This window comes from Solwaraspora sp. WMMA2059, from assembly GCF_027497315.1.
Classification (GTDB): Bacteria; Actinomycetota; Actinomycetes; order Mycobacteriales; family Micromonosporaceae; genus Micromonospora_E.
The window spans coordinates 120,038-133,429 of sequence record NZ_CP114908.1 but is presented as its reverse complement, the minus strand read 5'-3'; the positions used below and the strand labels follow the sequence as shown (position 1 = coordinate 133,429).

The following is a 13,392-nucleotide window of genomic DNA, read 5'->3' as shown; positions in this document are numbered from 1 at the left end:
TCTCACTCGTCGGAGTCGGTCACCGGTACCGGACCGACCCGCAGATTCACCCGGGCGACCCTGTCGATCAACGAGTTGCTGACCGGCTGAACAGCCCAGCCGGGAGACACAGCACAGCTGACCACGCGCACGTTCGGCGGCCGGCGGAACGCACGTTCGGGGTACGGCACACTCAGCGCCCAGGTCGGGCCGAGAGTACACGGTACACGCGTACGGGGTCAGGCCATGCGTCGGCCTGCGGAGCCGTCCGTACACTGCCTCACTGACACGGGCAAGGAGGGGCTGCACCGGTGACTGTCGTGGTGGGTGTGGACGGTTCCGGGCGATCGCGGCGGCTAGGCGAGATCGCCGCAGCCGCCGGCCGACCGGCCGTACGCGTGTCGCCCGCGACAACCGACGACCTGCAGGTTCTTCTCGATCAGGCCCGAGCTGACGGCGCCCTGGTCCTGGTCGACGACGCACACCACCTGGAGCCAGCGATCTTACGGTCACTGACCGTGGCTGCTTACGGCGGGGTGTCGATGGCGATCGCCCGCCGTCCCACGATCATCGGCCCGGAACTCGCCGACCTGGACGAGGCAGTCTCCGGGCAGGGCCCGGTCGAGCAGCTCGGCCCACTCGCACCGGCCGCCCTGGCCGAGCTGGCAGAGGAGGTTCTCGGCCGACCGGCCACAGCGGAACAGCTGCACGCGCTCCAGGTTGCCTCCGCCGGGCTGGCCGCTGTCGCCGTCACGGTCGCCGCCGACCCGGCCGGTACGCCGCCCGCCCTGGTAGCCCGGCTACAACGTCGATTCGCCGCCGCCGGACGTGACGCCACCGGACATGACGCCGCCCGACGCGGTGTCGCCGGACGCGGTGTCGCCGGACTGGCCGCAGTCCTGGCTCTCGGTCTGGACCTGGCCGACGACGTGGTCTGCGCCGCGACCGGCCTGGACCCGGCCGAGGCGGCCGCCACGATGCGGTCGCTGCGCGACGAGGGACTGCTCACCCCCGACGGAGAACGGATGATCCCGGCGGTCGCCCGGGCGTTGCTGTTCGACCTGCCCCCGTCGGAGCGCCGTCGGCTGCACGAGACCGTGGCCACGGCGCTGCTGGCCACCGGTGCCGACCCAGTCCGCGCCGCCGGACAGCTACGCGCCGCGCGGGCCCGGACCCCGACCGCCGCCGACGTCTACCGGCAGGCCGGCGACCGGTTGCGGTTTACCGACCCGGGCAGCGCGCTGACCTGGTACGACGACGCGCTGGACGCCGGCGCCGAGCCATCCACCGTGGCCGCCGGGCGGGCCGAGGCGGCCACCCTGCTGGGGGTGCCGGTCGACCTGGACGGGCCAGCTGCGGCACCGGCCGACACCGGCCGGATCGCGCTGGTCGCCGGGGCGGCGGCGGCGTACGACGGCCGCGCCGCTCGAGCGGCGGAGGCGTTGCTGGGCGCCGACGCCCCTGGCCCGGTCCTCGCGGTACCGGCCCTGGTGGTCACCGGTCAGCTGGCCGCCGCGCGGACGGCGGCGACCGGATCGGCTCCGCTGCCGGTGCGGCGACTCGCCGACGCCGCGCTGGCGATGACGGATCCGGCGGCGGCGCTGCCGTTGCTGATCGAGGCCGCCGAGAGTTTCGAAAAGGCACCGCCCCCGGTTGCCGTACCGGACCTGCCACACGCGGTCGGAGCGCTGGTCGCGGTGGCAGCCGGTGACTCCGCGACCGCCGAGCATCTGCTGGAGCGGGCGTCGACCAGCGGGGCCGGCGGTCCCGTCGCGCTGGACCGGCACCGGACGTTGCTGGCCTGGGTCCGAATGCGCACCGGCAGATACGACTCGGCCGTCGCCGAACTACGCCGGCTGTCCGGTGCCATGCTGCCCGGCCGAGAACGGCTGACCTACGCCGGCCTCACCGCCGGGATCGCCCGCCGCAGCGGGGACATCGCCCAACTGCGGGCGGCCTGGTCCGTCGCCGAGCCGGTGCTGGCCCGGCGGGCCGTGGACCTGTCCCAGCTGGAAGTGGTCGAGGAACTGCTGGTCGCCGCTGCCCGGCTGCGCCACCACCAGCGGATCGCACCGGTCCTGGCCGACCTGGCCGGCATCGTCGACCAGCTGGGTCGACCGACGGCGTGGACGGTGTCGCTGAGCTGGATCCGGTTGCAGATCGCGGTCGTGGGTGAGGAGCCGGCGGCGGCTGCGGCAGCAGCCGACGAGCTGGGTTCGCTCGACCCGGGCGGATTCCGGCAACAGGCGCAGTGCCGGGCCGCCGGCCGGTGGGCCGCCGTACTCGCCGGCGAGGTCGACCCGGACGCGGTGTTGACGGACGCCGCCGAACTGGCCGCCGCCGAACTGCCCTGGGAGTCGTCCAGACTGATCGGTCAGGCAGCGGTCCGTACCACCGACGCGTCGGCCGCCCGCCGGCTCCTGGAACGGGCCCGGGAACTGACCCGGATGGACCCGGTGCCGGACGAGTCGCGGCCGGGGGCCTCGCACGGTGGCCTGTCGGACCGGGAGGTCGAGGTGGCCCGGCTCGTGCTGGCCGGCCGGACCCACCGTGAGATCGGGACGCAACTCTTCCTGTCCCCCAAGACGGTCGAGCACCATGTGGCCCGGATCCGCGGCAAGTTGGGGGTTACCACCCGGGCCGAGATGGTCGCTACGCTGCGAAGTCTGCTCCCCGAGGAGTCCTGACTTGTCGGTTAGCTGACCTGAGCTTGGTGGCACCCCCCTAGACCCCCGAACCTGGCAGGGGGGAAGCCCCGATGCGAGGGGCGGGCGTTGACCCGCAGTCTTGTACATGTCCGGCCGATCGGGACGGACCAAAACCCCTACGAACCACGAATGCAGGAGACATCATGGCCGCGGTAGAAGTCACCCCGTTGATCGTCGAAAAGGTCAAGGCGCTGTTCGACAAGGTGTTCAGCAGCGAAGAGGAGACCGCCAAGTTCCTGGCCGACCCGGAGGGCGCGTTCGCCGCCAACGGGATCGAGGCGGAGACGCTCAACGAGCTCGACGTCGACCAGATCGTCAACGACGCGGCGTTCGGCAGCAGCGCAAGCCCGTCCGGTGGGGGCGCCGGAGGGGGCGGCGGCTTCGCCGGCGGCGGGCCCGGTGGCGGCGGCAGCGGCGGGGGCTTCGCTGGCGGGGGGGCCGGTGGAGGCGCCGGAGGGGGCGGCGGCTTCGCTGGAGGGGGCGGCGGCGCCGGAGGGGGCTTCGGTGCCGGCGCCGCCGCCAACGTACCGACCCCGGAGGTCGTGCAGCAGGTGACCCAGGTGACGCAGAACTTCACCAACCAGAACTTCATCGACAACTCGCAGACCTTCACCGACAACTCCACCGAGATTGACAACTCGGTGGACGTCGACGTGGACGGTCCGGTGCTGGGCGACATCGACGTCGACTCCGAGAACCTCAACCAGACCGGGGACGGCAACGTCGCCAACACCGGTGACGGGGACGTCAACGCGGCCACCGGCGACGGGGCGGTGGCGCAGCAGGGCGACGGCGACCAGGTCGCCGCGACCGGCGGGTCGGTGGCGGCCGGCGACGACGCGTTCGGCGTCACCGGCGACAACTCGTCGCTGGAGTTCGTCGACGGCGACAAGGTGATCGCCGACGATGGCGCGGTGGTCGGCACCGGCGGCGGCGACGTGCTCGGTGCGACCGGTGACGGCGCGTTCCTCGGCAACTCCGAGTCCGGCGATGTGGTCGGCAACACCGGCGACAACGCCGTCACCGCAGGCGACGACATCGACGGCGTGGTCAACACCGGCACCAACTCCGGCGTGATCGCCGATGGAGACGTCGACCGGACGGTGCTGGGCGACAACACCGGGATCGTCGCTGACGACGTCGACAAGGCCGTGGTCGGCGACAACAACCAGGCTGCCCAGTTCGACATCGACACCAGCGGGGCGGCCGGCGGCGACGCCAGCGGCACCGGTGGGGCCGGCGGCGTCGGTGGCGACGCCGACGCCGACGGGGGCAACGGCGGCGACGGCGGGACGGGTGCCGGCGTCGGTGCCGGCGTCGGTGTCGGGCTGCGCGGCAAGGGCGAAGGCAAGGGCGAGGGTGACGGCGAGGGCGGCGACGGCGGGGCCGGCGGGGCCGGCGGCACCGCGACCGGTGGCAGCGGTGCCGGTGGCGCCGGCACCGGCGGCAACGCCAGCGGCGGCGACGGCGGCGCGCTGGGGCCGATCAACATCAACTTCGGGGGCGGCAGCCAGCAGAACACCACCGACTCGAGGATCGAGGACTCGTCGCTGGCCTCCGGGGGCGACTCGGCCAGCACCCAGGACTCGTTCAACGACCAGTCCACCAACGACTCGTTCAACGACCAGTCGACCGACAACTCGGTGAACACCGACGACTCGTTCAACCAGGAGGACTCCTTCAACACGGAGGACTCGTTCACCACCGACGACTCGTTCAACAACAACAGCACCGCCGAGGCGGACACCACTGCGGACCCGACCCTCGGGGCGTGACCGGACAACCACAGAGCGGACCGGACGTCGCACGGCGTCCGGCCCGGTGAGCGCCAACATGGCGTGGCAGGTCCGGCCGGGGCCTGCCACGCCATGTTGGCGCTCGCACGTTTCCCCGCTGACCACCGCCTGCTGATCACCGCCTGCCGACACCAACCTCGATCGAGGAGCGACGTTGACCGCGAAAACGACACCCCCTGACGCTGACGGCACGCTGCAACGGGCGACACAGATCGTCGATCTCGCGGTACGCGCCTGCGAGGCGTACGACCGCCCCGACCTCGGTGGTCGGCTGGCCACCATCCGGCACACCCTGTCCGACCCGGTGGTGCACGTCGTGGTCGTCGGCGAGTTCAAACAGGGCAAGAGCTCACTGGTCAACGCGCTGGTCGGGACGAAGATCTGCCCGGTCGACGACGACGTGGCCACCGTCCTGCCGACCTACATCCGGCACGGACCGCAGCCGTCGGCGCAGCTGCTGTTCAGCGACGACCCCGCGCGGCGGGAGCCGCTGCCCATCGACCAGGTGCAGGATGTGGTGCTGGAACGGGCCACCGGCGACGCCACCCCACCCGGGATCGCCGGGGTGGAGGTCCGGCTGCCGCGCAACATCCTGTCGAACGGCCTCGTCATGGTCGACACCCCGGGAGTCGGCGGTCTGGGCTCGGTCCACGCTGCAGCCAGCCTGTCCGCCGCCTCAATGGCCGACGCGCTGCTGTTCGTCACCGACGCCGCCCAGGAGTTGACCCGCAGCGAGCTGGACTTTCTGCGGCAGGCCCACGAGGTGTGCCCGACGGTGGTGTGCGTGATCACCAAGACGGACTTCTATCCACACTGGCGGAAGATCCGGGACCTGGACGAGGGCCACCTGCGCCGCGAAGTCGAAATGCCGATCATCCCGGTGTCGTCCGCGCTGCGGCTGCGGGCAGTCGCCGGCAACGACAAGGAACTCAACGCCGAGTCCGGGTTCCCGGATCTGGTCAAGTTCGTGACGCAGCGGGTCGCCGGCGGAGCGGCGACCCGGGTCGCCACACAGGCCGCCGCGTCGGTCGTCGGCATCTGCGAGCAGATGGAGAACCAGTTCAAGGCCGAGCACGCCGCGCTCGCCGACCCGGAGGCCGCCGCCACGGTGGTGGCCGAGCTCAACGCGGTGAAGCAGCGGGTCGAGTCACTCAAGGCGGCTGCGGCGAAGTGGCAACAGACGCTGAGCGACGGGATCTCCGACCTCAACGCCGACGTCGACTACGACCTGCGCGGCCGGCTCCGGCGCATCCTCGAAGAGGCCGACGCCGCGATCGAGGAGATCGACCCCGCTGACGCCTGGGACGAGACCGAACGCTGGTTGCAGGCCAGGGTGTCCAACGAACTGCTGGCCAACTACATGATGCTGCGTGACCGGGCGATGAGCCTCAGCGACGACGTGGCCCTGCACTTCCAGGAGGCCGCCGGCGAGGTGCTACACCACGTCGCGATCCCCGACCCGGTCCCGTTGGTCGGCACCGCACAGGTGGACCACAAGATCGAGCTGGCCAAGATGAAGCTGGGCAAGCAGGCGATGGTGGCGCTCAAGAGCGCCTACGGAGGCGCGCTCATGTTCGTCATGCTCGGTTCGTTGACCGGGATCGCGCTCGGCCCGATCGGTATCGGAATCGGGCTGGTGATGGGCCGCAAGGGCCTGCGCGAGGAGAAGAAGCGGCAACGCGTCAACCGGCAGAACCAGGCGAAGAACGCCGTCCGGCGGTACTGCGACGAGGTCAGTTTCGTGATGACCAAGGACTCCCGGGACACCCTGCGCCGGATTCAGCGCCAGCTCCGCGACCACTACAGCGCGCTGGCCGAGGAGCTGTCCCGATCGAACGCCAAGGCGCTGTCCGCAGCGTCGGAAGCGGCCCAGCGCACCAAGGCCGAGCGGGAGAGCCGGCTCCGCGATCTGAACGCTGAGCTGGACCGGCTGCGTCAGCTGCGCGAACACGCCACCGCGATCGTCGGCGCCTGACCGGTCAGCCGGCCCCGAGGTCGTCGATCTCCGCGGCACCGTCCACCCCGGCGGTGCCCTCGGAGATTGGCGGCATCGCCCACGGGTCACCCGACGGTAGCGGACCGTCCAGGAGATCCGCCGCGTCCGGTTGGCTGTCGTGGCTGGCCGGTTCGGCGTCGTCCCCGGTCGGGCCGGCCGGGGACGGGTCGACCGTTGCCGACTCACGATCGTCAACGGTCGGGCCGTCGCCGCGACCGAACGCCGCGTCGATCTCGGGGCCGGCCGCGAAACCCGGGTCGTCGAACCCGGCTGGGGTGTCGAACCTGGCTGGGGTGTCGAACCCGGGGGTGTCGAAACCGGCGGGGTCGTCGAACCCCGGACCGTCCGGCGGCACGGCGTCGAACCCCGGACCGTCCAGATCCAGCCGGTCGAACGCCGGATCATCCGGCGTCGGAGCGTCGAACGCCGGGGCGGGAGCCGTGGCGAGCAGGTCGAGCGGCGAGGCCAGATCGTCCGGTACGGTGCCGTCGCCGCTGACCTGGCTGTGCGCCGTGACGAACGGGGCCAGATGTTCGGCCACCTCAGCCGGGGCGGTGTCCGCGAAGCTGACCACTGCCTGTGCCAGCAACTCCGGGGAAAGGTCCGCGTAGCCGTTGGCATCGAGCACGGCAGCGACGTCGCTGTGGGCTGCGGCGTCGCCGGGCAGCCCAGCGAAGATCTCATGCAGGGATCGCGCCGGTGCCATGTAACCACTGTAAGAAGAGCACCACCCGGACCGGCAAGGGGGACATCCCCGCCCCGCCCCCTAACCCTGCCACGGTCAGGACGTGACGTCCTTGCGGGTGAACCGCCAGAACGCCAACGACAGGAAGACCGTGGCGTACGCCAACGCCGACACGCAGCCGCGTACCACGTCGTCGGTCTGCATCGGGGTCGACAGCAGCCCCAGCCAGGCGGTGCTGAAATGGGTCGGCAGGAAGTCCCGCAGCACGCCCAGCGCGGTGATCTGGTCCAGGATGCTGGACAGGATCCACAGCAGCACCGCGCCGCCGACCGCGCCGAGCGCCGCGTCGGTCGACACCGACAGCAGGAACGCCAGCGACGCCACGATCAGCAGCACCACCGCCAGGTAGCCGAGGATGCCGAGCAGCCGCAGCGTGCCCTCCCCGGCCGGGATCTCGGCAGCCACCGTCGAACGCAGCGGCGACCAGCCGTACCGCAGGGTGCCGACCAGCAGCGCGGTCGCGGCAAGGACCAGGATCGACAACCCGGAGTACGCCAACGCGGCGACCAGCTTCACCGCCAGCAGCCGGCCCCGGGGCACCGGCACGGCCAGCAGATAGCGCAGGCTCCCCCAGCTCGCCTCGCTGGCCACCGTGTCGCCACAGAACAACGCCACCGCCACCACCAGCAGGAACGTCGACGACACGAAGATGGTGAACAGGGCGAAGTTCAACCCGCCGGTGGTGGCCAGCTCGACCAGGCTGGCGAACTCGCCGCCGCCGTTGTCGTCGTCACCGTCGTCGAACTCGAAGGCGATCAGCACGATCAACGGCAGCAGCACCATGAAGCCCAGGGTCAGCTGGGTGCGACGGCGGGCCGCCTGGCGGCGTACCTCGGCCCAGAACGGCAAGGTGGCGCGGGCCCGGTAGCCGGCGGCGGCGCCGGACACGTCCGCCGGCCGGTCCGGCTGTCGCACGCCCGGTGATTCGACGGTAGCCATCAGCGGTCCCCGCTTCCCCGTGAGTTCTCGCCGACCAGGGCCAGGAAGGCGTCCTCCAGCCGGCGGCGGGGCACCACCCGGTCCACCGCCACCCCGGCCCGGACCAGCTCCGCGACCACCTCGCTGCGCGACGTGCCATCGACGTCGACGATCAGCCCGCCGTTGTCGGCGGCGACGGTACGCACCCCGGCCAGCCGCTTCAGCACCGCTTCGGCGGCGGTCACGTCCGAGACGTCGAACTGCACGCTCGGCGAATCCCCGACGATGTCGTCCACCGGCCCGGCGGCCACGATCCGGCCCTTGTTGACCACCACCGCGTGGGTACAGGTCTGCTCGACCTCGGCCAGCAGATGGCTGGAGACCAGCACCGCCCGCCCGCCGGTGGCGTACCGCCTGAGCACCCGGCGCATCTCGGCGATCTGCGGTGGGTCCAGCCCGTCGGTCGGTTCGTCGAGCACCAGCAGCTCCGGCAGCCCGAGCATGGCCTGGGCGATGGCCAGCCGCTGACGCATCCCATGGCTGTAGTTGCGGATCCTGCGGTGGACCGAATCTCCCAGCCCGGCGATCGCCAGGGCCTCGTCGAAGTGCGCATCGGCCGCCGGGCGTCCGGTGGCCCGCCAGTACGCCCGCAGGTTGTCGATGCCGGACAGGTGCGGCAGGAACCCGGGCCCCTCGACGAGGGACCCGATCCGGGACAGCACCGGCGCGCCGGGCACCAGCCGGTGGCCGAAGACCAGGATCTCACCACGGGTCGGCTGGGTCAGCCCCATCAGCACCCGCAGGGTGGTGGTCTTGCCGGCACCGTTCGGCCCGAGCAGGCCGACGACCTGGCCGCGTTCGACGGTGAAGTCGACCCGCTCGACCGCGACGAACCCGCCGGCGTACTCCTTGCGCAGATCCCGCACCACCAGCGGGGTCTGCGCGTGCGCGGCGTCGACGGTGTGGTCGGTGCGCCGCTGCCGCAGCCGCACCACGGCGAGGACCACGACCAGTCCGACGACGATCGCGGCGACCAGCCCGGCGAGCACCCAGCGCCACAGCGCTGCCGAGGTCGCGATCGGCTCACCGGCCACCTGCGGCAGGACGACCGGCGCGCCGTCGGTGCCCCCGGCCGCGGTGCCGTCGCCGAGGGCGACCGTGTAGACGGTCGGCTCGACCGGGGTGGCGTACCCCTGGTCCGAGGTGGCGACCACGATCCGCAGCCGGTTGCCGGCCTCGAACCGGTGCACGATCGCCGGCAGGGTCACCTCGACCGGTTGCGCCTGCGCGATGTCCGCCGGCAGGCCGGTCAGCCGGACCGGCGCGACCAGCCCACCGGGCAGGCTCATCGCGCCGTCCGGGTCGACGTCGTACAGCTTGACGAACAGCACCGCCTCGCCGGTCGGCGACGCGGCCCGGACCGTCACCGTCGGCGCGCCGACCACGTCGGCCGGGTCGGCCAACGGCGCCGAGTCGAAGTGTCCGTGCTGGCCGGGCAGCTCACTGACCAAGCCGCCGGCGACGCCACCGAGCGCACCGGCCAGCCCGCCGGCCATCGGCAGCGAGGAGACCGCCGCCGGGTTACCGGCCGGCGGGTTGACGATCGGCTGCGGCGGACCGCCGACGGTCACCGTCGTCGTTGCCGTGCCGGCGGTGCCGGGGTAGTCGGTGACCCGGTAGCCGGTGGCGACCAGTCCCCGGTCCATCGCGTCGAAGCCGGCGATCCGCGACCAGGTGAAGCTGCCGCCCGGAGCCTCGCCGTCCCCGGCGACGTGGTGGTCCAGCCACTGCGCGGTGAGGAACTTGACCCGGTCCTGGTCGGTCAGCGGACCGCTGCCGCCGTCATGACCGCCCGTGAACCAGGCGACCCGCACCGGGGTGCCGTTCGCGGCGATGCCCCGGGCGTTCGCGTCGGCCTGGGCCAGCGGGAACAGCGTGTCCGCCGTGCCCTGGATCAGCAGCGTCGGCGCGGTGATCCGGTCCAGCACCCGGGCCGGGCTGGACCGCTGCAGCAGTGCCACCGCCGCCGGGTCCCCCCGGCCGGTGGTGGCGATCCGCAGGTACGCGGCGCACACGTCAGCGGCGAACCTCCCGCACTGCGGATCAAGCCCACCCAGATCCGCCGGCATCCCCGGCCCGCCGACGCCGGTCGGTGCCCCCGGGCCAGCCGGGTCGGCCGGCATCCCCGGCCCGCCGACGGGAGCCCCGGCGCTGCCGAAGAACAGTCCGGCCCAGCCCTTCTTGAACACCCCGTCGACCGGGTCACCGCCGGTCGACTCCGGCAGGAACGCACCGGCCAGGTCGTTCCAGGTGATCATCGGCACGATCGCGTCGACCCGGTCGTCGGCAGCGGCCAGCAGCAGCGCCAACGCGCCGCCGTACGAGCCGCCCACCACCCCGACCTGCGGGTCGCCGTCGGCGTCGGTGCGTACCTCGGGGCGCTGCGCCAGCCAGTCGAGCAGCCGGGCGGCGTCGCGCACCTCATGGTCGGGGCTGTTCAGGTGAATCTGTCCGCCGCTGGCCCCGAACCCGCGCGCCGAGTACGCCAGCACCGCGTACCCGAGGGTGGCCAGTTCCTCGGCGTCGGCGGCCACCGACTGCTTGGAACCGCCGAAGCCGTGGGCGAGCAGCACCGCAGGCACCGGATCGGCCGCCGAGGCCGTCTCCGGCAAATAGAACGTGGTGTCCAGATCGACCGGCTGGTCACCGTCCGGGCCGGAGCGGACCGTGAGCCGCTGCTCGGTCACCGCGTACGGCACCGACTCGGGCCAGACCGCCCAGGTGACCACGCCGGCGACCAGGACGAGCGCGAGCAGCCCGCCGCTCAGCCGCCGCTGGTTCGACCCGGGCAGGACCCGACGCAGCCGCGTGGACAAGGGAGTCGGCATGTGCCACACGGTACGGCCACCGCCCGCCGGCCAGCTGTGAACCCTCTCAGCCGCGGCGGTGGATAGGCTCGGCGGGTGGCCGACCCCGAACTGACCTTGACCGCGAGCCTGCGGCCCGCCGCGTTGGACGCCCGCAGGGGCATCGTCCGACTGCACCCGGAGGTGCTGGCCGCGCTCGGCGTCACCGCCGGCACGCCGGTGCGGCTGACCGGGCGACGCAGCACCGCCGGGGTCGCGGCCCGCGCCGAGGCCGGCGCCAGCCGCGCTCTGCTGTACGCCGACGACCTGACCCTGGGCAACCTCGGTGTCCGCGACGGCGGTCAGGTGACCGTGGCCCCGGCGCCCGAGGTCGCCGCCCGCCGGCTGACCCTGGAGGGACCGGTCGAGATCGTCGCGGTGGTCAGCCCGGAGATGCTGCGGCTGGCCCTGCTCGGCAAGGTGGTCACCGCCGGTGATGACGTGTCGCTGCTGCCGCAGGACGTCTTCTCCGACTCGGCGCACCGTGGCCTGATGGAGGCGGCCCGGCGCAGTCTGGCCAACGTCGTCGGGTACGCCTGGACCAGCACCCTGCTGACGGTCGCCGACGCCGAGCCGGCCGGCCCGGCCGGGACCGGGGACCCGGTGCTGGTCACGATGGACACCGTGGTGGCCTGGCGGCACGGGCCGGCCACCCACGGGTCGTCCGGGGAGGAGGTCCGCCCGGCCGGGCCGGTGTCGCCGGCACCGGCACCGGACTTCGTCGACGAGCCGGCACCCAACCTGGACGACCTGCCCGGCCTGCGGGCCCAGGCACACGAGTTGACCGAGCTGCTCGACCTCGGCTTCCACCATCGGGAGGTGCTGGACCGGCTGGGCACCACGGTCTCGCTCGGCGTACTGCTCAGCGGACCGGCCGGGTCCGGCAAGTCGGCGCTGGTCCGTGCGGTCGCCGCCGACCTGGACGCCCGGGTGGAGACGCTCTGGGCGCCGGAGCTCGCCGCGTCGACCAACGACGCGGCGGCGCAGCGGCTGCGGCGGGCCGCCGAGTCGGTACGCCGTGGCGACGCCGCAGTGCTGCTGATCACCGACGTGGACGCGGTCGCGCCCCGCGACGAGCCGGGTCCGTTGTCGACCGTGTTCCGGCAGGTGCTGGCCGAGACGGTGGCCGCCGGCGCGGCGGTGGTCTGCACCACCAGCCACCCGGAGGCGCTGGACCCCGGGCTGCGCGGCCCGGACCTGCTCGCCGTGCAGGTCGCGGTGCCGCTGCCGGACGCCGCGATGCGTCGGGAACAGTTGGCCGTGCTGACCCGGGGCATGCCGCTGGAGGACGACGTCCGGCTCGACGACGTCGCCGCGCGTACCCCCGGGTTCGTCGCCGCCGACCTGGCTGCGCTGGCCCGCGAAGCCGGGGTACGGGCGGCGCTGCGGCAGAAGTCGGCGGAGACGCCGATGGTGGCCGCCGCCGACTTCGAGGCCGCGCTGGAGGTGGTCCGCCCCACCTCGATGGCGACGTCCACGCTGGAGCTGGCGCGGGTGACGCTGGACGACGTCGGCGACATGGCCGAGGTCAAGCAGATGCTGACCGAGTCGGTGCTCTGGCCGTTGACCTACCCGGACACCTTCGCCCGGTTGGGCGTGCAGCCGCCACGCGGGGTGCTGCTCTACGGTCCGCCGGGCTGCGGCAAGACGTTCCTGGTGACCGCGTTGGCCGGCACCGGCAAGGCGAACGTGCTGTCGGTCAAGGGCGCCGAGCTGCTGTCGAAGTGGGTCGGGGAGAGCGAACGGGCGGTCCGCGAACTGTTCCGCCGGGCCCGCGAGGCAGCGCCGACCCTGGTGTTCCTGGACGAGGTGGACGCCCTGGCCCCGGTGCGCGGGCAGGCGTCCGACGGCGGCACCACCGACCGGGTGGTCGCCGCGCTGCTCACCGAACTGGACGGGGTCGAGGCGCTGCGCAACGTCGTGGTGATCGGTGCGACGAATCGGCCGGACCTGGTCGACCCGGCCCTGCTGCGGCCGGGCCGGCTGGAGCGGTTGGTGTACGTACCGCCGCCGGACGGTGCCGCGCGCACCGAGATCCTCAAGGCGGCGGCGAAGTCGGTGCCGCTCGCCGACGATGTGGACCTGACCGAGCTCGCCGCGTCGTTGGACGGGTTCTCGGCGGCGGACTGCGCCGCACTGGTCCGCGAGTCGGCCCTGGCCGCGATGCGGGAGTCGTTGGAGGCGTCATCGGTGACCGCCGCGCACGTCGCGGCGGCCCGGAACCGGATCCGGCCGTCGCTGGACCCGGCGCAGGTGGCCTGGCTGGCCGCGTACGCCGAACAGCAGTCCGCCCGGTAGGGGCGCGTCGCGCCCCTGAAGTGCCGTTGCGCGCCAGACGCGCCGG

Annotated in this window: 7 protein-coding genes; 4 read left to right on the top strand and 3 right to left on the bottom strand. The window is 72.9% G+C overall.

Features of this window, described 5'->3' with window-relative positions:
- Nucleotides 1–290 precede the first annotated feature (290 nt).
- From O7553_RS00515 to O7553_RS00505, 3 genes are all read left to right on the top strand, one after another.
- Nucleotides 291–2,666 carry a helix-turn-helix transcriptional regulator gene (locus O7553_RS00515; protein WP_281552957.1) on the top strand — a complete coding sequence of 792 codons (2,376 nt, stop codon included), beginning with the start codon at nucleotides 291–293 and terminating at the stop codon, nucleotides 2,664–2,666.
- A 164-nt stretch (nucleotides 2,667–2,830) separates the two neighbouring features.
- Nucleotides 2,831–4,462 (top strand): hypothetical protein, encoded by a 1,632-nt coding sequence (locus tag O7553_RS00510; protein WP_281552956.1) that lies wholly within the window; start codon nucleotides 2,831–2,833, stop codon nucleotides 4,460–4,462.
- Nucleotides 4,463–4,637: 175 nt separating this feature from the next.
- Entirely contained in the window at nucleotides 4,638–6,458 is a 1,821-nt protein-coding gene (locus tag O7553_RS00505) for a dynamin family protein (RefSeq protein WP_281552955.1), read from the top strand.
- Between the two features lie 4 nt (nucleotides 6,459–6,462).
- On the opposite strand, the gene O7553_RS00500 is transcribed toward O7553_RS00505, so the two are convergent.
- From O7553_RS00500 to O7553_RS00490, 3 genes are all read right to left on the bottom strand, one after another.
- Nucleotides 6,463–7,185, bottom strand: coding sequence for a hypothetical protein (locus tag O7553_RS00500; protein WP_281552954.1), 723 nt, complete (start codon nucleotides 7,183–7,185; stop codon nucleotides 6,463–6,465).
- Nucleotides 7,186–7,260: 75 nt separating this feature from the next.
- Entirely contained in the window at nucleotides 7,261–8,163 is a 903-nt protein-coding gene (locus tag O7553_RS00495) for an ABC transporter permease subunit (protein WP_281552953.1), read from the bottom strand.
- Nucleotides 8,163–11,030 (bottom strand): alpha/beta fold hydrolase, encoded by a 2,868-nt coding sequence (locus O7553_RS00490; RefSeq protein WP_281552952.1) that lies wholly within the window; start codon nucleotides 11,028–11,030, stop codon nucleotides 8,163–8,165. The genes O7553_RS00495 and O7553_RS00490 overlap by 1 nt, the downstream gene beginning before the upstream one ends.
- 75 nt (nucleotides 11,031–11,105) lie before the next feature.
- On the opposite strand from O7553_RS00490, the gene O7553_RS00485 reads away from it, so the two are divergent.
- Nucleotides 11,106–13,346, top strand: coding sequence for an AAA family ATPase (locus tag O7553_RS00485; protein WP_281552951.1), 2,241 nt, complete (start codon nucleotides 11,106–11,108; stop codon nucleotides 13,344–13,346).
- Nucleotides 13,347–13,392 lie beyond the last annotated feature (46 nt).